At 68.3% G+C, this 23,169-nt stretch carries 26 protein-coding genes; 15 read left to right on the top strand and 11 right to left on the bottom strand.

Going from position 1 to position 23,169, the window contains the following annotated elements:
- Window positions 1-2: 2 nt before the first annotated feature.
- The 4 genes from LTV02_RS25050 to LTV02_RS25065 form a co-directional block, all read right to left on the bottom strand.
- Complete coding sequence (locus LTV02_RS25050) at window positions 3-770, bottom strand: ABC transporter permease (RefSeq protein ID WP_233034236.1); 768 nt, start codon at window positions 768-770, stop codon at window positions 3-5.
- Entirely contained in the window at window positions 767-1,570 is an 804-nt protein-coding gene (locus tag LTV02_RS25055; RefSeq protein ID WP_067716822.1) for an ABC transporter ATP-binding protein, read from the bottom strand. Before LTV02_RS25055 ends, LTV02_RS25050 begins: the two co-directional genes overlap by 4 nt.
- Window positions 1,571-1,669: 99 nt before the next feature.
- The gene (locus tag LTV02_RS25060; protein ID WP_233034238.1) at window positions 1,670-2,020 is read right to left on the bottom strand and encodes a hypothetical protein; all 351 of its coding nucleotides are present in this window, start codon (window positions 2,018-2,020) and stop codon (window positions 1,670-1,672) included.
- A gap of 221 nt (window positions 2,021-2,241) precedes the next feature.
- Window positions 2,242-3,198 (bottom strand): hexose kinase, encoded by a 957-nt coding sequence (locus tag LTV02_RS25065; protein WP_233034241.1) that lies wholly within the window; start codon window positions 3,196-3,198, stop codon window positions 2,242-2,244.
- Window positions 3,199-3,293: 95 nt separating this feature from the next.
- On the opposite strand from LTV02_RS25065, the gene LTV02_RS25070 reads away from it, so the two are divergent.
- Window positions 3,294-3,746, top strand: coding sequence for a DUF4254 domain-containing protein (locus LTV02_RS25070; RefSeq protein ID WP_067716828.1), 453 nt, complete (start codon window positions 3,294-3,296; stop codon window positions 3,744-3,746).
- Between the two features lie 287 nt (window positions 3,747-4,033).
- Here the strand turns inward: LTV02_RS25070 and LTV02_RS25075 are convergent, their stop codons facing one another.
- Window positions 4,034-5,617: an ATP-dependent DNA ligase gene (locus LTV02_RS25075; protein WP_233034243.1), complete on the bottom strand. Its 1,584-nt coding sequence runs from the start codon at window positions 5,615-5,617 to the stop codon at window positions 4,034-4,036.
- Window positions 5,618-5,767: 150 nt separating this feature from the next.
- Between LTV02_RS25075 and ramB the strand changes: the two genes are divergently transcribed.
- The 7 genes from ramB to LTV02_RS25110 all read left to right on the top strand — a co-directional run bounded on the left by ramB (window position 5,768) and on the right by LTV02_RS25110 (window position 13,102).
- Window positions 5,768-7,177: an acetate metabolism transcriptional regulator RamB gene (ramB, locus tag LTV02_RS25080; RefSeq protein ID WP_233034245.1), complete on the top strand. Its 1,410-nt coding sequence runs from the start codon at window positions 5,768-5,770 to the stop codon at window positions 7,175-7,177.
- A 304-nt stretch (window positions 7,178-7,481) separates the two neighbouring features.
- Entirely contained in the window at window positions 7,482-8,717 is a 1,236-nt protein-coding gene (urtA, locus tag LTV02_RS25085) for an urea ABC transporter substrate-binding protein (RefSeq protein ID WP_408639421.1), read from the top strand.
- A 97-nt stretch (window positions 8,718-8,814) separates the two neighbouring features.
- Window positions 8,815-9,699 (top strand): urea ABC transporter permease subunit UrtB, encoded by an 885-nt coding sequence (urtB, locus tag LTV02_RS25090; protein WP_067716839.1) that lies wholly within the window; start codon window positions 8,815-8,817, stop codon window positions 9,697-9,699.
- Window positions 9,696-10,874, top strand: coding sequence for an urea ABC transporter permease subunit UrtC (gene urtC / locus LTV02_RS25095; RefSeq protein WP_233034247.1), 1,179 nt, complete (start codon window positions 9,696-9,698; stop codon window positions 10,872-10,874). Before urtB ends, urtC begins: the two co-directional genes overlap by 4 nt.
- Entirely contained in the window at window positions 10,871-11,719 is an 849-nt protein-coding gene (gene urtD, locus LTV02_RS25100) for an urea ABC transporter ATP-binding protein UrtD (RefSeq protein ID WP_233034249.1), read from the top strand. The genes urtC and urtD overlap by 4 nt, the downstream gene beginning before the upstream one ends.
- Entirely contained in the window at window positions 11,703-12,395 is a 693-nt protein-coding gene (gene urtE, locus LTV02_RS25105; protein WP_067716841.1) for an urea ABC transporter ATP-binding subunit UrtE, read from the top strand. The genes urtD and urtE overlap by 17 nt, the downstream gene beginning before the upstream one ends.
- 14 nt (window positions 12,396-12,409) lie before the next feature.
- Window positions 12,410-13,102 (top strand): GntR family transcriptional regulator, encoded by a 693-nt coding sequence (locus LTV02_RS25110; protein WP_067716844.1) that lies wholly within the window; start codon window positions 12,410-12,412, stop codon window positions 13,100-13,102.
- Between the two features lie 21 nt (window positions 13,103-13,123).
- Here LTV02_RS25110 and LTV02_RS25115 read toward each other — a convergent pair whose 3' ends face one another.
- From LTV02_RS25115 to LTV02_RS25130, 4 genes are all read right to left on the bottom strand, one after another.
- The gene (locus tag LTV02_RS25115) at window positions 13,124-13,663 is read right to left on the bottom strand and encodes a carboxymuconolactone decarboxylase family protein (protein ID WP_233034250.1); all 540 of its coding nucleotides are present in this window, start codon (window positions 13,661-13,663) and stop codon (window positions 13,124-13,126) included.
- Between the two features lie 80 nt (window positions 13,664-13,743).
- Window positions 13,744-14,376: a GNAT family N-acetyltransferase gene (locus LTV02_RS25120; RefSeq protein ID WP_067716848.1), complete on the bottom strand. Its 633-nt coding sequence runs from the start codon at window positions 14,374-14,376 to the stop codon at window positions 13,744-13,746.
- Between the two features lie 59 nt (window positions 14,377-14,435).
- Window positions 14,436-15,197: a flagellar biosynthesis protein FlhF gene (locus LTV02_RS25125; RefSeq protein WP_233034251.1), complete on the bottom strand. Its 762-nt coding sequence runs from the start codon at window positions 15,195-15,197 to the stop codon at window positions 14,436-14,438.
- Between the two features lie 53 nt (window positions 15,198-15,250).
- Entirely contained in the window at window positions 15,251-16,018 is a 768-nt protein-coding gene (locus tag LTV02_RS25130) for a TetR/AcrR family transcriptional regulator (protein WP_233034252.1), read from the bottom strand.
- 119 nt (window positions 16,019-16,137) lie between these two features.
- Here LTV02_RS25130 and LTV02_RS25135 point away from each other — a divergent pair, with 119 nt between their 5' ends.
- The 4 genes from LTV02_RS25135 to LTV02_RS25150 all read left to right on the top strand — a co-directional run bounded on the left by LTV02_RS25135 (window position 16,138) and on the right by LTV02_RS25150 (window position 18,901).
- A complete protein-coding gene (locus tag LTV02_RS25135) occupies window positions 16,138-16,515 on the top strand; it encodes a VOC family protein (protein ID WP_233034253.1) in 378 nt (125 codons plus the stop codon).
- A gap of 83 nt (window positions 16,516-16,598) precedes the next feature.
- Window positions 16,599-16,955: a YciI family protein gene (locus tag LTV02_RS25140; protein WP_233034254.1), complete on the top strand. Its 357-nt coding sequence runs from the start codon at window positions 16,599-16,601 to the stop codon at window positions 16,953-16,955.
- Window positions 16,952-18,217, top strand: a complete 1,266-nt coding sequence (locus LTV02_RS25145) for an RNA polymerase sigma factor (protein ID WP_233034255.1) — start codon at window positions 16,952-16,954, stop codon at window positions 18,215-18,217. The genes LTV02_RS25140 and LTV02_RS25145 overlap by 4 nt, the downstream gene beginning before the upstream one ends.
- Before the next feature lie 186 nt (window positions 18,218-18,403).
- The gene (locus LTV02_RS25150) at window positions 18,404-18,901 is read left to right on the top strand and encodes an aggregation-promoting factor C-terminal-like domain-containing protein (protein ID WP_067716863.1); all 498 of its coding nucleotides are present in this window, start codon (window positions 18,404-18,406) and stop codon (window positions 18,899-18,901) included.
- Between the two features lie 19 nt (window positions 18,902-18,920).
- On the opposite strand, the gene LTV02_RS25155 is transcribed toward LTV02_RS25150, so the two are convergent.
- Complete coding sequence (locus LTV02_RS25155; RefSeq protein WP_233034257.1) at window positions 18,921-19,772, bottom strand: SDR family oxidoreductase; 852 nt, start codon at window positions 19,770-19,772, stop codon at window positions 18,921-18,923.
- A gap of 109 nt (window positions 19,773-19,881) precedes the next feature.
- Here LTV02_RS25155 and LTV02_RS25160 point away from each other — a divergent pair, with 109 nt between their 5' ends.
- The 3 genes from LTV02_RS25160 to LTV02_RS25170 all read left to right on the top strand — a co-directional run bounded on the left by LTV02_RS25160 (window position 19,882) and on the right by LTV02_RS25170 (window position 21,681).
- Window positions 19,882-20,280 carry a winged helix-turn-helix transcriptional regulator gene (locus LTV02_RS25160; protein ID WP_233034259.1) on the top strand — a complete coding sequence of 133 codons (399 nt, stop codon included), beginning with the start codon at window positions 19,882-19,884 and terminating at the stop codon, window positions 20,278-20,280.
- A gap of 344 nt (window positions 20,281-20,624) precedes the next feature.
- On the top strand, window positions 20,625-21,104 hold the full coding sequence (locus LTV02_RS25165) for a nucleoside deaminase (RefSeq protein WP_233034270.1): 480 nt from the start codon (window positions 20,625-20,627) through the stop codon (window positions 21,102-21,104).
- 43 nt (window positions 21,105-21,147) lie between these two features.
- On the top strand, window positions 21,148-21,681 hold the full coding sequence (locus tag LTV02_RS25170; RefSeq protein ID WP_233034272.1) for a hypothetical protein: 534 nt from the start codon (window positions 21,148-21,150) through the stop codon (window positions 21,679-21,681).
- 67 nt (window positions 21,682-21,748) lie between these two features.
- Here LTV02_RS25170 and lpdA read toward each other — a convergent pair whose 3' ends face one another.
- Window positions 21,749-23,152, bottom strand: a complete 1,404-nt coding sequence (gene lpdA, locus LTV02_RS25175) for a dihydrolipoyl dehydrogenase (RefSeq protein WP_233034274.1) — start codon at window positions 23,150-23,152, stop codon at window positions 21,749-21,751.
- Window positions 23,153-23,169: the final 17 nt, after the last annotated feature.

A 23,169-nucleotide genomic window follows, 5' to 3' on the forward strand; every position in this document is an offset into this window, starting at 1 on the left:
GCTCAGGCCTCCGCTCGGGTCCACGGCACCGCGACCCGCGCCACCAGCGCCACCACCGCGTAGCCGAGTCCGGCGAGCGCGGCGGCGGCCAGGGCCATGCCCCAGGTGCGCGGGACGTTGTAGGCGGTCTGCGCGGCGGTCAGGGCCACGCCGATGCCGCTGTCCACGCCGCCGAGGTATTCGCCGATGATCGCGCCCAGCACCGCCGAGGGCGCGGCGATCTTCAAGGCGGCCAGGGTGTTCGGCAGCGCGGCGATCACCTGGACCCGGCGCAGCTGCTGCCAGCGCCCGCCCCCGTAGGCGCGGATCAGGTCGAGGCTGGTGCCGTCGGCGGAGCGCAGACCAGACACCACGCCGACCATGGTGGGGAAGAAGCAGTACATGGCGGCCAGGAACACCGTGGGCATGCGGCCGCCGAACACCACCAGGATGATCGGGCCGAGCGCCAGCAGCGGGGTGCAGTAGCTGAGTATGGCCAGCTGGGTGACCAGCATTTCGATGGGCGGGATCAGGATCACCAGCAGCGCCAGCGCGATGGCCAGGGCATTACCCCACAGAAAGCCTTGCAGCGCACCCCAGGCCGTGATGCGGAAGTTGGGACCGTAGAGCGCCCAGCCGTCGGTGTACATGGTGTGCACGACCGTCCACGGTCCGGGAATGGTGCCGCCCGCGACGTGCAGCGCGGCCGCCAGCTGCCAGATCGCCAGCAGGGCCAGGATGCCGGCCACACCGCCTAGTCGTTGCAGCGAGAATTGCGCGCGCAGGTTCATTCCGCCGTCACCCCGCCCTGCCCGGTGCGGCCGAAGAGCAGCTCCGAGAGATAGTCGTGCAGTTTGTGGAATTCGGTGGTGCGCATCATTTCCGGGGTGCGCGGGCGGGGCAGGTCGATGTCCACCAGCTCCACCACCCGGCCGGGGCGCGGGCTCATCACGGCCACCACGTCGGAGAGGAAGACGGCTTCGGCGATGCCGTGCGTGACCATCAGGGTGGTGGCGGGCTTCTCGGTCCAGATGCGCAGCAGTTCGAGATTGAGGCGCTGGCGGGTCATATCGTCGAGGGCGCCGAAGGGTTCGTCGAGCAGCAGCACCTTGGGTTTGACGACCAGCGCGCGGGCGATCGAAACCCGTTGCCGCATACCGCCGGAGAGCTGTGCGGGTTTGGCCTTCTCGAAGCCTTCCAGGCCGACCAGGGCGATCAGGTCGGCGATCAGCTTCGGATCCACCGGCAGGCCCGCCACCTGCAAGGGCAGTTTGATATTGGATTCCACACTGCGCCAGGGCAGCAGCGCCGAATCCTGGAAGGCGATGCCGAACTCGTGCCGCCGCCGCAGTTCGGCCGGGGTCTCGCCGTTGATGGTGGCGGTGCCCGTGGTCGGGGTGTCCAGGCCCGCGAGAATGCGCAGGATGGTGGACTTCCCGCAGCCGGACGGACCGAGCAGGGACAGGAACGCGCCCTCTTTCGTGTGCAGGTCGACCGTGTCCAATGCCTGCACCGTGCGCCGCCCGGACCGGAAGGTCTTGCTCAGACCGCTGATGTGAATGCCCGAACCCTCGGCGACTTCCGAACTCATAGGGTCACGGTAAGCGCCCGGAATTGCACGCAGATTGCGAATCGGCAGACGAGATTTCGCGGTCGTTACGTCCACGCGCCCGATCCGGTTACCGGAACCTCACCACGGGTCGGGTTCGAACCAGTCCCGCGCCTCGGCCCGGAACAGCAGCACGATCACGATGAGCGACACGATCGGGCCCAGCGGCCCGGGCGGATGACCGTCGGTGATGGACGGGACGGTCCACAACATGTTCATGGCGGCCAGCAGAATCGCACCGATGCGAATGGACTGCCCGACCGAATTGAAGGTCAGCGCGACGAGCCCGAGCAACCACGCGGGCACGAACGGCACCGCGGTCCAGATCGCCGCCTCGGTGCCCAGCAGCCACCCCGACGACGCCGTGCACACCACGCCCACCAGGGCCAGCCCCACCGCGACGAGCTGTGCCGCGCGCACCGTGCGCGGCATCCGAAAACTGTCGTCTACGCCCGACCCCTGATCGGGCGGTATTTGTAGTTCCGACATCTCCCCGACCATACGCGGGCGAACGGTCGGTTCGATGCCACCACGCCGCCAATCAAAAACCGGTCATTTCGGGCATCGGCTCAGGTGTGCCAGCGATGTCAGCCGCCCTTGGCGCGCGCCATCGTCCGGGTGGACGACGTGGGGCGGATTCGGCAGCGCGCTGCTCAGCTCGCGCCGGGCAGCCGGGCGGCGACCAATTCGAGTTCACGCACCCGGACGGTCGGGGCGAGGCGGTCGCGCAGGACGCGGTCGATCTCACCCGCGACCGGAATCACCACGGCGGCAGCGGAAGTAGCGACGGCATCGACGAGAATCGCGGGCCAGTCCGGGACGGGTTCGACGGCGAGGGCGGCGATGAGGGCGGCCACGGCGGCGTCACCGGCACCGGTGGGGTTGCCCGCCAAGGGTTCCGGCAAGGCCGCCGACCAGGCGCGGGTCGCGGTCACGGCGAGCATGCCCGCGCCGCCCCGGGTGACGATGACGGCCGCGACGCCCTCGGCGATGAGGGGTTCCACGGCCGCCAGGATTTCCGGGGCGGTTTCGGCCGGGCGGCCGGTGAGGCGTTCCAGTTCCTCGGTATTGGGGGTGAGCACGATGCCGGGGACGCGGGCCGCGAGTTCCAGCGCGGGACCGTCGAGATCGCAAATGGTCGGGACCCCGGCGGCGATCGCGGTGCGCGCCAATTCGGCCGGAATGTCCGGTCCCACCCCGCCGGGCAGCGATCCGGATATCACCATTCCGCTCATGGCCGAGAGCATGCCGCGTACCCGGACCCGCAATTGGTCGACCGCGTGCGGCTCACTGACCCGCGGCCCGGGTTCCCACAGCGCGGTGGCCGTCCCGTCATCGGATTCGCTGATCACCACCGTGCGCCGCACCCACGGCAGCGCGTGCACGAAATCCACCGGCATCTCCAGCTCCGCCGCGGCGGCGAAGGAATGGTCGGCGAACCCGGTGGCGCGCGCGTACTTCCCGAGCTGGTTCAGCACCCGGGTGACGTTGATACCGCGCCCGCCCAGCCGCTGATCCACCGACCGCACCCGATGCGCCCGGCCGCGCTCGAAATGCTCGACCCGATAGGTCATGTCGTAGGCCGGGTTCATGGTCACGGTGAGGATCACCAGTACCACTCTGCACGGCAGCGCACCGGATGCAAGCCCCAGTTGGTCCGGTGACTCCGAATACCGTTGCCATTCGGAGACATTGGCGTAGCAGGATGGCCGCCGTGCACCCGCTCCCACCGAAACACCTGCTGCTGCAGGCTTGCCGCGGCCTGCCCCCCGACGATCATCCGCTGCTGCGCTGCGCGGGGCTACTCGCGGACCTGCACGAGCGGCGGTTGACGGCGGTGAGCGGCGCGACCGGCCGCATCGACCACGATCGCGCCCGGCTGGTCCTGGACATCGATCGCTGGGTGGCGGCGGAGCTGCCGCGCGCCGACCGGGACGCGCACCTGCACACCGAGACCGTGGGCACGGTGGTGGATCGGCTCGCGCAATTCTCGGCGCTGGCCTACCTCACGCTGGCAAGCGCGCCGGACGACGCGGTGCACGATGCGGCGCAACGGCTCACCGAATTGGCGGTGGCGTACGAACATCTGGCCGGGGATCTGGCCACCGGCCGGCGGCGGCTGCCGAATCTCACCGGGAACCGCGAATACGAATACTGATCGGGCCGGAACGACCGCGCGGCGGGATCGAATGTGAAAGGGTCGGCGGCACGCCCGGCGAGGGGGCGGGGCGTGCCGTCGACAGCACAGGTGGATCATGCGCAATCCACCGCCGACTTACCGGCCCTGCGACTCGGCGCCCGGGTTGAATCCGCGTGTGGAGGCGGGGCAGTACCCGAGCACCGTCACCTGACGACCGCTGGGTCCGATGCATCGACACTTGAATACTGCCCGGTAATTCTCGAGGAGTGCGTCCGCTCAGCTGTGAGTCTGCTGTGAGTCTCGAGCTAGCTGTGCACAGCGTCGGCTTCGAGTTGTATTGCGGCGCCGCCCGGTAGCAGTTCGCGCACCCGGTCGATGGTGTCGGCCTGCGCCGCTTCCTTGTCCGGCCGGTAGCGCACCACGCGCGCGAAGCGCAGCGCCACTCCGCCCGGATAACGCGGGCTGACCTGCACTCCGTCGATGGCGATCTCCACCACCAGTTCCGGGCGCAGGTAGACGGTATTGCCGTCCTGGCGGATTTCGTGCCGCGGGAATTCCACTGTCTGCCAATGCAGCAGCGCGTCGGTCAGGCCCTTGAAGGTCTTGCCGACCATCACCGGCTCGCCGCCCTCGGGATCGCGCGCGCCCAGGTGCAGATTGGACAGGTATCCGGTGCGCCGCCCGTAACCCCATTCCGCGCCGAGCACCACCAGATCCAGGGTGTGAGTGGGTTTGATCTTCTGCCAGGCTCGTCCGCGCCGCCCGGCCGCATAGGGCGCGTCCAGCGACTTGATCATGATGCCCTCGTGCCCGGAAGCCAGTGCGCCGTCGAAGTATTCGGCCGCGATCTCGGGATCGGGCGCGATGAGCGCCGGAATGCTGTGCGATCCGGCCACCCTGGTGAGCGCCACCCGCCGTTCCCGCAGCGGCGCGTCCAGCAGATCCACCCCGTCCAGGTGCAGGCAGTCGAAGAAGTACGGGTGTAGTAGCAAGTCCCGGGTCGAACTCGCCGCCGCCACCGTCTCGACCAGCGCCGGGTCCGCCGCGAAGCGGCTCATGGTCTCCTGGAACGGCCGCGGCCGCCCGGAATCGTCCAGGGCGAGAGTCTCCCCGTCCAGCACCAGACTCGTGCACTCCAATTGCCTTACCAATTCCACCAATTCGGGCACACCGGACGTGATGTCACGCAGCGTCCGCGTGAAAACCCACACCCGATCCCCGTCCCGGTGGACCTGGATACGCGCCCCGTCCATCTTGTGCTCGACGGTCACCTCCCCGCCGAATTCGGCCATCACCTCATCCAGCGCCCCGCCCGGCGAGGCGAGCATCGGCTGAATCGGCCGCCCCAGCTCCAACCGGAACTCCCCGAGCGCCGCCACGCCGCCGGTTCGCGCGGCCATCGCCGTCACGGGCAGGCGTCCCGACAACATGTGCGCCCGCCGCACCGCCTCGATCGGCACGTCGAACGCCGCCGCCACCGCTTCGGCCACGATCGCGGTGAGCGCCCCCTGTCGCATCTCTCCCGTCAGCAACCGCAGCAGAAAGTCGTGTTCGTCTTTCGTCGCCGCGCCGAGCAACCCGCCCAGCAACTCGCGCCGCCGCTCGGCCGACCCCTTCCCGCTCACCCCCGCGAGCTCGCCGAACACCGCGTCCACCGCGCCCACCGTCAACCCCGGTTCGGCGGCCGGCTCGACCTCCATGGTGGTCAGCGTGCGCCACCCCGTACCGATCCGCCCCTGCGGTAGTTCCCCGGATATCCAGGCCACCACCTGCGCCAATTCCGCGGGCGCGGCCTCCCTGAGCAACTCCGCGAAAACCTTGATCTTGTTCTTCCGCGCGGAAGTCTCACGCACGGCCTGCGACGCTCGCACCACATCCGACAAGAGCACGCCTACGACGGTAACCCCGCGGACCGACAAAACCCACGGCATCACGGCGGCGGCCGCGGCGGCCGCCGGGCGCGACCTGTGACGCAAGCCTCAGCAAGCGCTGCTAATTTTTCGTTGGCATGGTTGCGAAAGGGCCCATAAACTGGGCGAATGGCCAAGACTTTTGTCGGGGCGCGGCTGCGTCAGCTGCGTACCGAACGCGGGCTGAGCCAGGTCTCGCTGGCCAAGAAGCTGGAGATCTCGGCCAGTTATCTGAATCAGATCGAGCACGACGTGCGCCCGCTCACCGTACCGGTGTTGCTGCGCATCAGCGAAGTGTTCGGGGTCGACGCGGGATTCTTCTCGTCGCAGGACGACACGCGATTGATCGCCGAGTTGCAAGAGGTCGTGATGGACCAGGAACTCGGGATCGAGGCCGACGCCCAGGAGATCGCCGAGATGGTGTCGGCGCATCCGGGGCTGGCGCGGGCGATGGTGAACATGCACCGGCGGTACCGGAATACGACGGCGCAGCTGGCGGCGGCCACCGAGGACCGGTTCGCGGACGGCAGCGGGTCGGGGGCTATCTCCAAACCGCACGAAGAGGTTCGGGACTACTTCTATCAGCGGCAGAATTACATTCACGAATTGGATACCGCGGCCGAGGAACTCGCGAATCGCATGCGATTCCACGGCGGGGATTTGAAGCGGGAGATTCCGCGGCGGCTGACCGCGACGCACGGGGTGCAGATCGTGGAGCGCATCGATCTGGGCGACGGCCTGCTGCACCGATTCGATCCGGACCAGATGCGGCTGGAGATCGCGCCGCATCTCTCGGGCGGGCAGCGGGTCTTCAAACTGGCCGCCGAGCTGGCCTATCTGGAATGCGGCGAGCTGATCGAGAAGCTGGTGGCGGAGGGCAATTTCTCCTCGCCGGAATCGCGGGTGCTGGCCAAACTCGGGCTGGCGAACTACTTCGCCGCCGCGACGGTATTGCCGTACACGCATTTTCACGAAGTCGCCGAGACCTTCCGCTACGACATCGAGCGGCTGTCGGCGTTCTTCGCGCAGAGTTACGAGACCATCTGCCATCGGCTGTCCACGCTGCAACGACCGAACCTGCGCGGGGTGCCGTTCTCGTTCGTGCGCGTGGACCGGGCCGGCAATATGTCGAAACGGCAGTCCGCCACCGGTTTTCATTTCTCCTCCAGCGGCGGCACCTGCCCGCTGTGGAACGTGTACGAGACCTTCGCCTACCCGGCCAAGATCATGACCCAGATCGCGCAGATGCCCGACGGCCGCAAGTACCTGTGGATCGCGCGCACCGTGGAACGCCGCGCCACCCGCTACGGCGAACCGTCCAAGATCTTCGCCATCGGCCTGGGCTGCGAACTGCGGCACGCCGGCCGCGTGGTCTACGCCGACGGCCTGGATCTCAACGAGCCCAAGGCGACTCCGATCGGCGCGGGTTGCCGGGTGTGCGAGCGCTCCAACTGCCCGCAGCGCGCCTTCCCGCCGCTCGGCAAATCCCTCGACATCAGCGAGCACCGAAGCTCCATCTCGCCCTACGTGATTCAGTGACCGCGGGGGACGGACCCCCGATCCGGCCCCTTCCACCCCCTCTCACCAGCGCAGACTCCGGAATCGATCGACTCCGATCCCGGTGCGGTGAGGATAGTTTCACGTCCCGGCAACATACGAAATCGGACATTCACCGAGAGTCATTCCGGCGCAATACTTCCCGTTTACCGTTCTGCCCACGAATACAGCCGTTGTATACGCGGCGGTATTCGCAAGCGACGCACGTGGCGTCGCGGGTAGACCGTGAGTGAGAAGGGCCCGCCCCATGCAAGAATCCCTCCGCCGAGATCGCAATCGGCGTCTGATGAAGGCGATCACCATTCCGACCGCACTGGCGCTGTCCGCCGTGCTGGTCGCCGGTTGCGGTTCGCGTGACAGCGACACGGCCGAGGGCTCGAGCGCCAAGTCCTGCCTAGACACGTCCAAGGACACCATCAAGATCGGGTCGCTGCACTCGCTCACCGGCACCATGGCGATCTCCGAGGTGACCGTCGCCAATGCCACCAAGCTGGCGGTCGATCAGATCAATGCCGCGGGCGGCGTGAACGGCAAGAAGATCGAGATCGTGCTGGAGGACGGCGCTTCCGATCCCAAGACCTTCGCCGAGAAGGCCGAGAAGCTGATCTCCTCGGACTGCGTGGCCGCGGTCTTCGGCGGCTGGACCTCCTCCTCGCGCAAGGCCATGAAGCCGAAGTTCGAATCGCTGAACTCGCTGCTCTACTACCCCGTCCAGTACGAGGGCCTGGAAGATTCCAAGAACATCTTCTACACCGGCGCGACCACCAACCAGCAGATCGTGCCGGCCCTGGACTACCTGAAGCAGAAGGGCGTCACCTCCCTCTACCTGGTCGGTTCGGACTACGTCTTCCCGCAGACCGCCAACCGCGAGATCAAGGCCTACGCCAAGGCCAACGGCATCGAGATCAAGGGCGAGGACCTGGCCCCGCTGGGCTCCACCGACTTCTCCACCATCGTCAACAAGGTCCGCAACTCCAAGGCGGGCGCGGTCTTCAACACCCTGAACGGCGACTCCAATGTCGCGTTCTTCCGCGAGTACGCCAACGCGGGCCTGAAAGCCGCTGAGATGCCGGTGGTTTCGGTGTCCATCGCCGAGGAAGAGGTCGGCGGCATCGGCGTGCAGAACATCACCGGTCAGCTGACCGCCTGGAACTACTACCAGACCGTCGATTCCCCGGCCAACAAGGCGTTCGTCGCCGCGTACAAGGCCGCCTTCGGCGCCGACAAGCCCACCTCCGACCCGATGGAAGCCGCGTACGCCTCGGTCTTCCTGTGGAAGAACACCGTCGAGAAGGCGAAGTCCTTCGCGGTGGCCGACATCCAGGCCGCGGCCGACGGCGTCAGCTTCGACGCTCCCGAAGGCACCGTCGTCATCAACGGCGCCAACCACCACATCACCAAGACCGCGCGTATCGGTGAGATCCGGCCGGACGGACTCATCTACACCGTGTGGGATTCGGGCAAGGCCGTGCAGCCGGACCCGTACCTGAGCTCCTACGAGTGGGCCAAGGGCCTGAAGTAGATCGGTAACCGCCGATGAGGGGCGGCCGGTGCGAATCTCGCACCGGCCGTATCGGCAGTCACCCGACCGACGCGAGAGAACTGCAGAGGTATTCACAATGGAAGTCGCAGTCGGACAGCTGTTCGCGGGCCTGAGTCTGGGCTCGATTCTGCTGCTCGCCGCGCTGGGCCTGGCCCTGACCTTCGGTCAGATGGGCGTCATCAATATGGCTCACGGCGAGTTCATCATGGCCGGTTGTTACACCACATTCGTTGTGCAGCAGCTCATTTCGTCGACGGGGGTGGCGCTCATCGTCTCCCTGTTCGCCGGCTTCGTCGTCGGCGGACTGCTCGGCGCGGCCCTGGAAGCCGGTCTCATCCGCTGGATGTACGACCGGCCGCTCGACACCCTGCTGGTCACCTTCGGCGTCGGATTGGTGCTGCAGCAGGCCGCGCGCAATATCTTCGGCGCGCCCGCCAAGAACGTGGTCGCCCCCGACTGGCTGACCGGCGGCATCAGCATCGCCGGCGCGGTGGTGCCCAAGACCCGCATCTTCATCATGGTGCTCGCCATCAGCGCGGTGATCGCGCTGGCCACCGCGCTCAAGGTGACGCCGCTGGGCCGCCGCATCCGCGCCGTGGTGCAGAACCGCAGCCTGGCCGAAACCTCCGGCGTCTCTTCGCGTCTCACCGATATCAGCACCTTCTTCATCGGCTCCGGCCTGGCCGCCGTGGCCGGGGTGGCGCTCACCCTGATCGGTTCGACCTCGCCCACCATCGGGCAGTCCTATCTCGTCGACGCCTTCCTGGTGGTGGTGATCGGCGGCCTGGGCCAGATCAAGGGCACGGTCATCGCGGCCTTCGCCATGGGCCTGCTGAATTCCTTCATCGAGTACTCGACCACCGCCTCGGTCGCCAAGGTGATCGTCTTCGTGGTGATCGTGATCTTCCTGCAGGCGCGCCCGCAGGGTCTGTTCACCGTTCGTACGAGGAGCCTGGCATGAGCATCGTCCAGCGTCTCAACGCTCATTCTTCCCTGAAAGCCTTCGGCGGCTTCGCCATCGGCGCCGTGCTGCTGTTCGGCATCGCGCCCGCCGCGCTCAGCGATTTCCGGCTCAGCCTGCTGGCCAAGTTCCTGTGCTTCGCCATCGTCGCGGTCGGCATCGGCCTGGCCTGGGGCCGCGGCGGCATGCTCACCCTCGGGCAGGGCGTGTTCTTCGGCATCGGCGCCTACATCATGGGCATGCACCTGCAGATGGCCGACGCCGCCAAGCGGCACGAGGACGTGCCGGAGTTCATGACCATCTCCGGCATCAGCGAATTGCCCTCGTACTGGCAGCCTTTCGCCTCCGCGCCGGTGGCGCTGCTCGGCATTCTGGTGCTGCCCGCCGCGGTCGCGGCCGTGCTCGGGTTCGGCGTGTTCAAGCGCCGGGTCAAGGGCGCGTACTTCGCCATCCTGAGCCAGGCGCTGGCGGCGGCGCTGGCCATCCTGCTGATCGGGCAGCAGTCCATCGGCGGCTTCACCGGGCTCTCGGATTTCAAGTCCTTCTTCGGTTTCCGGCTCTCCGATCCGGCCAACCGGCGCATGCTGTTCTTCATCGCGGCGGCGACCCTGCTGGTCGTGCTCGCCATCGCGCGGCAGCTGATGCACTCGCGGTACGGGGAACTGCTGGTCGCGGTGCGCGATCAGGAGGAGCGGGTGCGCTTCCTCGGTTACGACCCGGCCAATATCAAGATCGTCGCGTATGTGGTGGCGGCCTTCTTCGCCGGAATCGCGGGCGCGCTGTTCACGCCCATCGTCGGGATCATCTCGCCCGCCGACATCGGCGTGGTGCCCTCCATCGCCTTCCTGATCGGCGTCGCCATCGGCGGGCGCACCACACTGCTCGGCCCGGCCCTCGGCGCGATCGGCGTGGCCTGGGCGCAGACCTCGTTCTCCGAGGAATTCCCGTCCGGCTGGACCTATCTGCAGGGCGCGCTGTTCATCGTGGTGGTCGGGTTCCTGCCTGCCGGCCTCGCCGGACTCGGGCCGCTGGCCAAGCAGCTGCTGGAACGGGTGCGCGCGCTGCGGCCCGCCGGTACGCCCGCGACGCCGGTCACCCCGGCCGCCGAGGCCATCGTCGCCTCGGTCATGTCCACCGGCACGCCCGCCGAGGAAGAGAAGGTGGAAGCGCGATGAGCAGCGAATACCTCGAAATCCGGGGACTGTCCGTCAGTTTCGACGGGTTCAAGGCCGTCTCCGACGTGGATCTCACCGTGCTGCAAGGGGATCTGCGATTCCTCATCGGACCCAATGGCGCGGGCAAGACCACGCTGATCGACGCCATCACCGGCCTGGCGCCCGCCACCGGGTCGGCGCAGAAGTCCGGCAGTGAGCTGATCGGCAAGAAGGTGCATCAGATCGCCCGGCTGGGTGTGGGCCGCACCTTCCAGACCGCGAGCGTGTTCGAGCAGCTCACGGTTTTGCAGAACCTCGATATCGCGGCGGGCGCGGGACGTTCCGCGCTCACGCTGCTGCGCCGCCGCAAGTCGGTGCTGCCCGCCATCGAAGAGGCGCTGGAGATCACCGGCCTCACCGAGCTGCGCGACAAGCCCGCGGGCGTGCTGGCGCACGGGCAGAAGCAGTGGCTGGAAATCGGCATGCTGCTGGTGCAGAACGCCTCGGTGCTGCTGCTCGACGAACCCGTCGCGGGCATGAGCGCCGAGGAGCGCGAGGAGACCGGGAACCTGTTGCGCCGCATCGGCGATACCCGGGTGGTGATCGTCGTCGAGCACGATATGGACTTCATGCGCGCCTTCGCCAATTCGGTGACGGTGCTGGCCGGCGGACGCGTGCTCAGCGAGGGCAGCGTCGAAGAGGTCCAGGCCGATCCCAGGGTGCAGGAGGTCTACCTGGGCACCGCGGCGGCGGGCGATCTGCCGCCCGCTGAGCCCGGTCCCGCCGAAACCGACTCCGCCGCAGCGGAACCCGATGCGGTCGTGGAATCCGAGAAAGAGGAGGCCGCCGATGCTGGAGCTCGTTGACCTACACACGGCCTACGGCCGCACCCAGGTCATTCACGGTGTGTCCCTGACGGTTCCGGACGACGGGGTGGTCGCCGTCATGGGCCACAACGGCGCCGGGAAGACCTCGCTGCTGCGCGCGGCGGTGGGATTGCTGCCCGCCAAGTCCGGCAAGATCCGGTTCGACGGCGAGGACATCACCAAGCTGCCGCCCTCGCGGCGGGTCAAACGCGGCATCGCCTATGTACCGCAGGGGCAGCAGTCCTTCCCGCAGCTGTCGGCGCTGGAGAACCTCCAGGTGGTCGCCGACGGGCGCAAGCGCGGCAAGGAACTGATCGCCGAATCCCTGGATCTGTTCCCAGCTTTGAAGGAACTGCTCTCGCGCAAGGCGGGGTTGCTGTCCGGCGGTCAGCGCCAGCAGCTGGCCATCGCACGGGCTCTGATCACCGAGCCGAAGCTGCTGATCCTGGACGAGCCCACCGAGGGCATCCAGCCGTCGGTGGTGGCCGAGATCGAGCGCACCATCATCGATCTCACCAATCGCGGCGGCTTGAGCGTGCTGCTGGTGGAGCAGCACATCGGCTTCGCGCTGCAGGCCGCCGGACAGTACTACGTGCTGCAATCGGGCCGCGTCACCTCCTCGGGGGCGGGCGGCCGGGGCGCGGAATCCGCGGTCCGCCTGGCGATGGCCATCTGAGCGGACGTCCCGTCATGCTGCGCAGGGGGCGAATCCCGCTGTCGGAAAAGGTATATCGGGAACTACAGCGGGATCTCGCGGCGGGGGTGCTGGCGCCGACCGAACGGCTCGGCGAGGAACGGCTGGCCGAGAACTACGGCGTCTCCCGCACGCCCGTCCGCGAGGCGCTGGCCCGGCTCTACGCGGACGGGCTGCTGGAACGGCACTCGGACGGGCTGTATCCGTACCGGCCGCGGGTCGAAGAGCTCGGGGATCTGTTCGAACTGCGAATCGTGCTGGAGTCCAGGGGGATTCAGCGGCAAGCGGACCGGTCGCACCGGCACGACGCGACGGCGGTGGAGAAGGAGCTGGAAACCTGGCGGCGGCTGCGCGAGGCGCCGCCGGAACCCGGGGCCGAGCTGATCGCGGTCGACGAGCAGTTCCATCTGACGCTGCTGACCGCGGGCGGCAATACCGCGCTCGCGGACGCCCTGGCGGCGGTGTACGCCCGGGTCCGGCCGGTGCGCTCGCTGGATATGCCCACCCCGGAACGCATCGCGGCGATGACCGAGGACCACATCGCCATCGCCGAATTGGTGCTGACCGACGACCTCGACGCCGCCCTCCGCCTCCTCCTGGCCCACCTCACCAGCTCCCGGGCGCACGTCCTGACGCGAGCCCGGCGAGCCTTGGAGCTCACCAAACTCGGTCAAGCCGTGCGGGAGTGAACCGCCACCCGGCGGCTCGGATCAGTGATCGGTTTGGATGCGCAGGGCGGTGATCGTGCTGGCCAGACCTTCGTACTGGTTTGTCAGCAGGACGATTTCGATGAGGCGGCGCTCGTCGTAGTGGACGGCGAGTTCGCGCCAGGCGGTGTCGTCGAGGTCGCGGGTGCCGACCAATTGGTCGACCGCGGTGAGCAGGGCGCGTTCCTTGTCGGTCCAGCCGGCGGCGGACGGGCCTTCGCGGAGCCGGTCCAGGATCGGCTGGGTCACGCCCGCGCGCTTGCCCAATCGGATGTGATGGTCCATCTCGTATTCGCAGCCGCGCAGGTGCGCGACCCGGATGATCACCAGTTCGGTCTCGTAGCGCGGCAGTCTGCCGCCGGGCATCAGCCGCCCGGAGAAGTGCAGCCAGCCGCGGAACAGCCCGCCGGTGCGCCCGAGCGTGCTGAACAGATGGGCGTCCTCGGTCCCGGCGGCCCGGGAGAGCACCTGCCAGACAACCCAATTGACCGGTCCGAGCTCCCGCAGACGGCCGGGAGCGATACGTGGCTGCGTCGACACCATGTGGCCACGCTAACAAGCCCGCACCCATCCCGGGAGTCCCCGGCGGCGGCCCGATCGCGCCAATTCGCCGGGAGCCGCTGTCAGCGGCGGTACACCCGGCCCGTGGGGATCTCACTGGTCGCGGCGTCCAGGTCGTCCCCGTGCACGCGGGCGTGCAGGTGCATGTCGTGCCAGCCGTCGGCATGCAGTCCGGCGCTGCGGTTCACGCCTTCGAGCCCGAACCCGGCCTTGAGCGCCACCCGGCAGGACGGCGCGTTGAGCACGGAGTGCCGCAATTCCAGGCGATGGAATCCGGCGCGCTCGAACGCCCACCCGGTGAGCGCCTCCACCGCGCGCGGCGCCACCCCGCGCCCGCGCGCCTGCGGCGCCACCCAGTACGCCACCGCCGCCATCCCCTGCGACAACACCAAGTGCTGCAGGGCCACCCGCCCCAGCACCCGACCGGTATGACTGTCCGCCACCGCCCAGCTCGCGTTCTGCCCGAGCTTCCAGGTGCGCGCCCACGCCTCCACGCACTCCTCGGCCTCGTCCTCGGATTCCACGGTGCGCACCTGCCAGCGGCTCAGCGCCGGATCCTGGAAGGCCGCGTACACCTCGGGCGCGTCGCGGCGCAGCCACGGCCGCAGCACCAGCGCATCGCCGGCCGGGATCACCGGCTGGGCTGCCCGGGTGAAGGTTTCGGCGGCGACGAGTGCCGGTGCGGATCGCGGCATAGCTGGAATTCTGCCCGCGGGCGCGGCGGAAGGGGAGCCGAATGGCACTATCGTGCCGATCAGCGGCGGACGAACGGCGCGATCGGCTTGAGCCGGATCTGCAGGCGCGCGGTGTCTTCCCACCAGTTGAACACCACCCTCACCACCTCGAAGCGGCCGCTGTCACCGACCGTAGGCCATTCGGATTGTTCCCCGGGTAGGTGCGCGACATCGACGAACGCCTGCACCGGCACCCCGATATCGACGAACAGACCGGTCGCGCCGACACCCCACGGCAGCGCCTCCACCCGGCCCGACACCAGCGCGCCCTGCGGCAGCGGACCCGTGTCCTGCGGTGCGAAATTCCGGTGCAGCACCGCGGTTCTCCACACCCGCCCGAATTCCTCCGCGGATACCGATTCGACCGCAGCCGGTCCGCCGACAGCAGCTCCAGGCGACGCCGACGCGCCGGTCGCGGAGTCCGACGGCGCAGACTCGCACGGCGCGGAGTCGCACGGAGCGGGTGCGCCCGCCGCGAGGTCGGTTGACGGACCGGGTGCGCCCGCCGCGAGTTCGGTTGGCGGCGGTGCGGGTTCGCCGCGCACCGACTCGTACAGCCAGGCGCCGATATCGCCGTAGCGGGCGCGGACTCCGGCCAGTTCCTCGGCGGAGGAGGCCACCACGGCCTGGCCTTCGAGGTCGGGCTCGGTGGGACGGTGATCGGCCGGCAGCGGATTCGGCAGGCGGGTATCGATTTCGACGCACCGCAGCAGGGTTCCGTCCGCCGCCGTCTCCCGCCAGTGCCGGACCGCGCCCACCGAGAATCGAACCCGCCGCACCATGCCGTAACGCTACTACCGAGCCGGGCGGCGGGCAGTCTGTGCGCGAATTCTGTTCAGCGCGAACGTGATTCGATCAGCGTCGCCAGCCCGTCGAGCACCCGGTCCAAGCCGAAGGCGTAGGCGTGATCGGCGCTGTAGGCGCTGTCGTGCGCCTGCCCGGCCGCCGCGCCGACCCGGGCCGCGAGCGGATAGCGCTCGGCGTCGAAGACCCGCTCCAGCAGCGGCGCGGCCCGCTCCCACCATTCGTGGTCGCTCGCACCGCTTTCCGTCGCGGCGCGGGCGGAATCGATGGCCAGCTGCGCGACCGAGGTGACGAAGCCGAGCACATAGGTGAGGGCGGAATCCATCTCCAGATCGTCGAGCCCGAGTCCGTCGAAGGCGCGCAGTTCGTGGTCGTATTTGGCGGCCACGCCGGGGCCCAGCGGCGGGCGGGTGGTGGGCAGGTAGGCGATCCACGGGTGCGCGGCCAGCATGGCGCGATTCTCCGCGGCGATCACCGAAACCCGCTCCCGCCAGGGCATTCCGGTCAGATCATGGCGCTCCATGCGCTGATAGACGGTGTCCAGCATGAGATCCAGCAGTTCGGCCTTGCCGGGTACATAGGTGTAGGTGGCCATGGGCGTGATGCCCAGCTTCGCGGCCACCGACCGCATGGTGAGCGCGCCGAGGCCCTCGGCGTCGGCGATCTCCAGCGCGGCGGCGATGACGGCATCGAGTGTGGTGCGCTGTTTGGGCCCGCGCGTGGGCGCGCCACTGCCGGGCACCCGCCACAGCAGTTCCAATGTGCGCACCGGATCTCCGGCGCCGCTGCGTTCGGCCATTCCGCTCACCTCCACGGCGATCGTAGCGACGTGACAGCCGTCACATGGCAGCCCGTCGGGAATTTCCGTACAAAGTACAGCGTACTAAGTACAGAGTTAACCGGCACCGAGGAGGATCCATGAAAATCACCGCTTCCGTCATCTCCCTGAACGTGCCCGACCCGGCCGCCTCGGCGCGCTTCCTGATCGAGCACTTCGGTTTCGCCGAGCAGATGTCGGCCGACGGGTTCATCTCGCTGGCCCGCGAGGACGCCGGATTCAATATCGTCTACCTGCGCACGGGACTCGGCAGCTTCAAACCCGAGCGCATTGCCGGCGATGCCGGGCAGGGGCTGCTGGTGGCGTTCGTGGTCGAGGAAATCGACGGCGAATACGAGCGGGTGCGCGCCGAAGGCGTGCCGATCGTGACCCCGATCGAGACCGAGCCGTGGGGCGAACGGTACTTCCAGACCGTGGACCCGAACGGGATCGTGATCCAGCTCGTGCAGTGGGTCTGAGAATTTTTTCCGGCCGATGTCGATTTCGCGTCCACTCGTTCGAGGAGTAGCTGAACACACCCGCACAGCGAGAGGATGCAGACATGCGCCATCTGATTTTGATCCGGCTCGACCCGGCTCAGATGCCCGAGGACGGGCCGGGCGAGCAATTGATCGCGGATATGAACGCGCTCATCGAGGAGATGACCAAGGCAGGCGTACTGCTCGAAACGGCCGGGCTGCGGCCCGCCGCGGAGGGCACCCGCATCCGGCAGACCGACGGTAAGCAGACCGTCATCGACGGGCCCTACACCGAGGCCAAGGAGATCATCGGCGGCTACTGCATGTTGCAGACGCGCTCCGATGACGAAGCCGTCGAATGGGCGCGGCGGTTCCTGCGCGTACACGGCCCCGAATGGGATATCGAGGTCGAGGTGCGGCAGCTCGACCACCAGGGATGAGTTCCGCGCGGTCACCCGAAAAGCGGGCCCGCCAGGCCGTCGAGGCGGCCTGGCGGATCGAGTGGCCGCGGCTGGTCGCCGGCCTGACCCGCATGGTCGGCGATATCGGGCTGGCGGAGGAGGTCGCACAGGACGCGTACCTGGCGGCGCTGGAGCAGTGGGTGCGCGACGGGGTGCCGCCCAATCCCGGCGGCTGGCTCATGCTGACCGCCAAACACCGTGCGCTGGACCGGATCCGGCGCGATGCCACCTTCGCGCGCAAGCTGGCGCTGCTGGGGCGGGAGCTGGAACACGGTCCGGAGGAGGCGGAGCCCGCGCCGCCGATCCAGGACGACCTGCTGCGGATGATCTTCACCGCCTGTCACCCGGTGCTCACCCCGCCGGCCCGCGCCGCACTCACGCTGCGCATGGTCGGCGGGCTCAGCACCGCCGAGATCGCCCGCGCCTATCTGGCGCCGGAATCGACGGTGGCGCAACGCATCGTGCGCGCCAAGCGGACCATCGCGAAGGCCCGGGTGCCCTACGAGGTGCCGGCCGGGCCGGAACTCACCGAGCGCCTGGATTCGGTGCTGGAAGTCATCTATCTGATCTTCAACGAGGGGTACACGGCCACCCACGGCGACAGCTGGGTACGAGCCGAATTATGCGAGGACGCACTGCGATTGGCGCGCATCCTGGCCGAACTGCTGCCCGGCGAGGCGGAAACCCACGGGCTGGCCGCATTGCTCGAGCTCCAGGCGTCGCGGCTGCGCGCCCGCGGCGGCGGGGACAGCGCGCCCATCCTGCTGGCGGATCAGGATCGGGCGCAATGGAATCGGCTGCTCATCGGCCGGGGATTCGCGGCGCTGGGCCGCGCGCACGCGGTGAATCGCGCCCGGGCCGCGGCGCCCGGACGCTATGCCCTGCAAGCCGCCATCGCCGCCATGCACGCCATGGCCCCGACCGTCGCCGACACCGATTGGCAGCGCGTCGCGGGACTGTATGCCCAGCTGGCGCAACGCTTCCCATCGCCGATCGTGGAACTGAACCGGGCGGTCGCGGTGGGCATGGCGCTCGGCCCCGCCGCCGGACTGGAGCTCGCCGACAAGCTCGCCGCCACCGGCGTGCTCGACGACTACCACCTGCTCTACGCAGTCCGCGGCGACCTGCTGGCCCGCCTCGGCGACACCGCCGAAGCCCGCACCGCCTTCCTCCGCGCCGCCGAACTCACCGCCAATCGCGACGAACAGGAACTCCTGCGCCGCCGCGCGGCAGAAGCCTGATCCCTTCGCGATCCCGGCGGCGGAACTGGCCTGTTGACCAGCACAAACAGGGTCGGATCGAGATCTCGACACGCCGCGTAGCTCCCGGGACGCGGCTGTTCGCGCGGGTATGGTCGCTGCCTGATCCGTCTATTCGTGATTGGCAACGGTTCGAAGAAGGCGACGCGCCGGAGTTTCCGAGTCGGAGTGCTCGGACTGCTCCTGGCCGCGGCGGTACCGGCGATGACCGGCACCGCACCCGCGGCGCAGGCGGCTCCCGAAGTGGATGTCGCGCTGCTCACCAACCTGTCCGCACGATTGGCCGAGGCGACCATGTCCTCCGGCCTGGTCGAATTCGCCATGGTGCCGGGGCTGACCGTGCTGTCGGCCGTGGTGGAGCCGGAGTTCGCCTACCCCAAGCCGGCGTTGAAGACCATGGCGCTCACCGTGGTTCCGCTCGATCAGTTCCCGGCGTTCGACCAGATCATCACCCATGAGAGCAGCTGGCGGGTGTTCGCCGTGAACCCGTCGTCGGGCGCCTACGGCCTGGCTCAGGCCCTGCCCGCGCACAAGATGAGCAGCGAGGGCGTGGATTGGCTGATCAACCCGATGACCCAATTGCGCTGGGCGTACCGCTACATGGTGCAGCGGTACGGCAGCCCCAACGCGGCCTGGGAGTTCTGGCAGGCCAACCACTGGTACTGAAAAGCGTCAGGCTGGGGGCTCAGCTCAGGGCGGCGCGGAATACCTCTGCGGCCGGGGTCGACGGGCGACCCAGCAGCTGCTGCAGGTGCCCGCTGTTCACGTCCAGCAGACCGCCCTTCGCGATGCCCGCGTCCGCGTCGGCCAGCGCCCGCGCGAATCCTTCCGGCAGTCCCGCCCCGATGAGCCCGGCGGCGTAATCGGCCTCGGGCAGATCCTGGTAGCGGACCGGCTTGCCGGACGCTTCCGACATCGCCTGCGCCAGTTCGTCATAGCTGAGCAGCGCGTCACCGCCGAGCTCGTAGACCTGACCCGCGTGCCCGTCGCTGGTCAGCACGTTCGCGGCGACCTCGGCGTAATCGGCGCGGGCCGCGCCCGCCACCTTGCCGGCGCCCGCCGCGCCCGCGAACACTCCGGTCTCGACCGCGTGCGGCAGCCCGTTGGTGTAGTTCTCCCAGTACCAGCCGTTGCGCAGGATCACATGCGGCACAGTCGCTTCCGCGAGCACGGCCTCGGTGCCGGTGTGCTCCTGGGCGAGGATCATCGGATTGCGGTCCGCGACCGGAATGCTGGTGTAGGCCAGCAGCCGCACCCCGGCCCGCTCGGCGGCGCGAATCACATTGGCGTGCTGGGCGACTCGCGCCCCGAACTCGTTGCCCGACACCAGCAGCACCCGATCGACGCCGGCCAGCGCGCGGTCGAGGGCCGCCGGATCGTCATAGCTCGCCTGCCGCACGTCCACACCGCGCTCGGCCAGATCCGCCGCCCTGGCCGGATCACGGACGATGGCGACCGGCGTCTCACCCTTCTTCAGCAGCGCTTCGACGACGAGACGGCCCAGCTGGCCGGTGGCTCCGGTGACGGCGACGGTCATGACTTCCTCCATGGTTCCAGGGAATGAACTGCTTGATCAGACTGTACTAACTAATAGTAAGCACATCCTATTCCGGAACCGCTACCCCAAAGTTAGGTAATCTCGTCTCATGAGCACGCGGCCCGCCGACCAGGTCGATACCGACGACCCCACCCTGGAAGCCGACGTCTTCGCCCGGAACTGCCAATCCCGGCCGGTACTGCAGGACGTCGCCAGCCGCTGGGGCGTGCTCGCCCTGGTCGCCCTGCGGGCGGGCCCCTACCGCTTCAGCGCCCTGCGCCGCCGGGTGGACGGCATCAGCGAACGCATGCTCTCGCAGACCCTGCAAACCCTGGAACGCGACGGCATGATCAATCGCGAAGTCCAGCAATCCATCCCGCCCCACGTCGAATACACCCTCACCGAACTGGGCGAGCAGGTGGCCGACCACCTCGAAGCGCTGATCGTCGTACTCGAGACGAACATCGAGACGATCAAGGCCGCCCAGGACGCCTACCACCGCGAGTGAGTAGGCAACTCTCGGACTCTCAGGGGCTTCGCCCCCGAACCCCCAGGAACACTCCGGGGCGCACCACCCCCGAACGCTCGGAAACACCCGCCCGGGACACACCACCCCCGAACGCTCGGAAACACCCGCCCGGGACACACCACCCCGAACCCTCGGAAACGTCCCGGGACACACCACCCCGAACCCTCGGAAACGTCCCGGGACACACCACCCCGAACCCTCGGAAACGTCCCGGGACACACCACCCCGAACCCTCGGAAACGTCCCGGGACACACCACGCTGGACACGCAGGAACCAACGCTCGGGGGCATCCCCCGAGCACGACGAACGGAGAGCCTCCGATATGCCGAACGCGACCGAGTTGCGATACCTGGAGCGCTGCGTCGAACTCGCCGCCGAGGCGCTTGCCGCGGGCGACGAGCCGTTCGGTTCGGTGCTGGTCGCCGACGACGGCAGCGTGCTCGCCGAGGATCGCAACCGCGTGGCGGGCGGCGACCACACGCGCCATCCGGAATTCGAGCTCGCCCGCTGGGCCGCCGAAAATCTGAGTCCGGCCGAGCGCGCCACTGCCACCGTCTACACCTCTGGTGAGCACTGCCCCATGTGCTCGGCCGCGCACGCCTGGGTCGGTCTGGGCCCCATCGTCTATGCCGCCTCGACCGAGCAGCTCAGCGCCTGGCTCGCCGAATTCGGCGTCGCCCCGGGCCCGGTGGCCGCGCTTCCCATCCAGGCAATCGCGCCGAATGTGCCTGTCTCCGGCCCGTTCCCGGAGCTGACCGACCGCATCTACGCCCTGCACCGCGAACTGCACCGACCCGCCTGAGCGAAACCGCGTCCCTGGCCGTCCGCCCCATAGGATTCGGCGGGTGGAGAACCGTCTCTCGCATCGGGGCTGGGCCAATGCCACCCGCGTGATCGCCCTGGCCACGGCGATCCTGTGCCTGACCCTGCTCTGGCTCGAGATGTCCGGCGAATCGACCGGATCCACGCTCCTCACCCGATTCCTGCTCGGTCTCACCGCCCTGGCGTGGTTCGGCACCGCCGCCGCCGGCCTGCTGCGCTATCGCGCCTGGGCGCTGAGCCTGCTGGCTCCGCTGGTGGTCCTCGCCACGTTCGTCGTCGCGCGCTCGGGCGCGCCCGCCGACCTCGGCTGGACCCTCTCCAAATCCGCTCTCGAGCAGGCCGCGATCACCTGTGCTCCCACCACGGGCACCCGGATCGGCGTCTTCCACGTCTCCGCCATCGCCAACCGCGAAGGCGGCTGCCTGCTCTACACCACCGGCGGTTTCATGACCTATTCCGGCTTCGCCTACTTCCCCGATGCCGCGCCCGCTCCCGGCGGCGACCTCTATTACGAACCGTTCGAAGGCCCCTGGTATCGCTTCGAGGAGTCCTTCTGATCGACGGCACGAAAACGGCCCGGCCCCAGCGGGTTTCGCTGGAACCGGGCCGTACGAATGCCGTCGATCAGAAGTTGATCATGTGGCCGGCGAGGCCGTGGATGGCTTCCTGGAGGGCTTCGCTCAACGTCGGGTGGGTGTGGACGTTGCGGGCCAGCTCGTTGACCGTGAGATCCCACTTCTGGGCCAGGGTCAGCTCCGGGAGCAGTTCGGAGACATCGGGGCCGATGAGATGGCCGCCGATGAGTTCGCCGTACTTGGTATCGGAGATGAGCTTCACGAAGCCCTGCGCGTCGCCCAGACCGTGCGCCTTGCCGTTCGCGGTGAACGGGAAGGTCGCGACCTTGACGTCGTAACCCTCGGCGCGCGCCTGCTCTTCGGTCAGGCCGAACGAGGCGACCTGCGGCTGGCAGAAGGTGGCGCGCGGCATCATGCGGTAGTCATCGATGGGCAGCGTCTCCGCGCCCGCGATGGTCTCGGCCGCGACCACGCCCTGCGCCTCCGCGACGTGCGCGAGCTGCAGCTTCGCGGTGACATCGCCGATGGCGTAGATGTGCGGGACATTGGTGCGCATGACATTGTCGATGGCGATGGCGCCGCGATCGGTCAGCTGCACGCCGGTCTTGTCGAGGCCGTAGCCGTCGATGCGCGGGGCGAAGCCGACGGCCTGCAGCACCTTGTCGACCGTGACGGTCTCGATGGAACCGGTCTTGTTGTCCTTGATCGCGACGGTGACCTTGGAGCCGTCGTCGTCGATGGACTGCACGGCCGCACCGGTGGTGATGGTGATGCCGAGCTTCTTGTACGCCTTGGTGATCTCCTTGGAGACGTCGGCGTCCTCGTTCGGCAGGGCGCGGTCGAGGAATTCGACGATGCGCACGTCCACGCCGTAGTTCTTGAGGACGTAGCCGAACTCCATGCCGATGGCGCCCGCGCCGACGATCAGGATCGAGCCGGGCAGGTCACGGGTGAGGATCTGCTCCTCGTAGGTGACCACATTGGCGGACAGGGAGGTGCCGGGCAGCAGCTTGGTGACGGTGCCGGTCGCGATGATCACGTTGTCGAACGTGATGGTCTCGGACCCGCCCTTGCTCAGCGCCACGGAGATCGTGTTGGCATCGACGAAGGTGCCCGCACCGTCGAACTCGTCGATCTTGTTCTTCTTCATCAGGAAGTGGACGCCCTTGACGCGGCCGTCCGCCACCTTGCGGCTGCGGTCGAACGCCGCGCCGAAGTCGAAGCTCGCCTGGCCGGAAATGCCGAAGGTCTTGGCTTCCTTGGTGAAAATATGGGCCAGTTCGGCGTTACGCAGCAGTGCCTTGGAGGGAATGCAGCCCACGTTCAGGCACACGCCACCCCAGTATTTCTGCTCGACGATCGCTGTTCGCAGGCCGAGTTGAGCGGCGCGGATCGCGGCGACGTAACCGCCGGGACCAGCGCCGAGAACGACGACATCGTAGTGGGAAGTCACGGCACCGAGCCTAGCCC

Source organism: Nocardia yamanashiensis (assembly GCF_021183565.1).
GTDB lineage: Bacteria > Actinomycetota > Actinomycetes > Mycobacteriales > Mycobacteriaceae > Nocardia > Nocardia yamanashiensis.

Coding starts and splice junctions, on each gene's coding strand:
- LTV02_RS25125 (WP_233034251.1), bottom strand. CDS start 15,197: ATGGTGCGGCGGGTTCGATTCTCGGTGGGCGCGGTCCGGCACTGGCGG.
- LTV02_RS25160 (WP_233034259.1), top strand. CDS start 19,882: ATGAGCACGCGGCCCGCCGACCAGGTCGATACCGACGACCCCACCCTG.
- urtD (WP_233034249.1), top strand. CDS start 10,871: ATGAGCAGCGAATACCTCGAAATCCGGGGACTGTCCGTCAGTTTCGAC.
- LTV02_RS25110 (WP_067716844.1), top strand. CDS start 12,410: ATGCTGCGCAGGGGGCGAATCCCGCTGTCGGAAAAGGTATATCGGGAA.
- LTV02_RS25165 (WP_233034270.1), top strand. CDS start 20,625: ATGCCGAACGCGACCGAGTTGCGATACCTGGAGCGCTGCGTCGAACTC.
- LTV02_RS25135 (WP_233034253.1), top strand. CDS start 16,138: ATGAAAATCACCGCTTCCGTCATCTCCCTGAACGTGCCCGACCCGGCC.
- LTV02_RS25115 (WP_233034250.1), bottom strand. CDS start 13,663: ATGGTGTCGACGCAGCCACGTATCGCTCCCGGCCGTCTGCGGGAGCTC.
- LTV02_RS25070 (WP_067716828.1), top strand. CDS start 3,294: ATGGCCGCCGTGCACCCGCTCCCACCGAAACACCTGCTGCTGCAGGCT.
- urtC (WP_233034247.1), top strand. CDS start 9,696: ATGAGCATCGTCCAGCGTCTCAACGCTCATTCTTCCCTGAAAGCCTTC.
- ramB (WP_233034245.1), top strand. CDS start 5,768: ATGGCCAAGACTTTTGTCGGGGCGCGGCTGCGTCAGCTGCGTACCGAA.
- LTV02_RS25120 (WP_067716848.1), bottom strand. CDS start 14,376: ATGCCGCGATCCGCACCGGCACTCGTCGCCGCCGAAACCTTCACCCGG.
- LTV02_RS25130 (WP_233034252.1), bottom strand. CDS start 16,018: ATGGCCGAACGCAGCGGCGCCGGAGATCCGGTGCGCACATTGGAACTG.
- urtB (WP_067716839.1), top strand. CDS start 8,815: ATGGAAGTCGCAGTCGGACAGCTGTTCGCGGGCCTGAGTCTGGGCTCG.
- LTV02_RS25050 (WP_233034236.1), bottom strand. CDS start 770: ATGAACCTGCGCGCGCAATTCTCGCTGCAACGACTAGGCGGTGTGGCC.
- LTV02_RS25140 (WP_233034254.1), top strand. CDS start 16,599: ATGCGCCATCTGATTTTGATCCGGCTCGACCCGGCTCAGATGCCCGAG.
- LTV02_RS25055 (WP_067716822.1), bottom strand. CDS start 1,570: ATGAGTTCGGAAGTCGCCGAGGGTTCGGGCATTCACATCAGCGGTCTG.
- urtE (WP_067716841.1), top strand. CDS start 11,703: ATGCTGGAGCTCGTTGACCTACACACGGCCTACGGCCGCACCCAGGTC.
- urtA (WP_408639421.1), top strand. CDS start 7,482: ATGAAGGCGATCACCATTCCGACCGCACTGGCGCTGTCCGCCGTGCTG.
- LTV02_RS25060 (WP_233034238.1), bottom strand. CDS start 2,020: ATGCCGCGCACGGTGCGCGCGGCACAGCTCGTCGCGGTGGGGCTGGCC.
- LTV02_RS25155 (WP_233034257.1), bottom strand. CDS start 19,772: ATGACCGTCGCCGTCACCGGAGCCACCGGCCAGCTGGGCCGTCTCGTC.
- LTV02_RS25145 (WP_233034255.1), top strand. CDS start 16,952: ATGAGTTCCGCGCGGTCACCCGAAAAGCGGGCCCGCCAGGCCGTCGAG.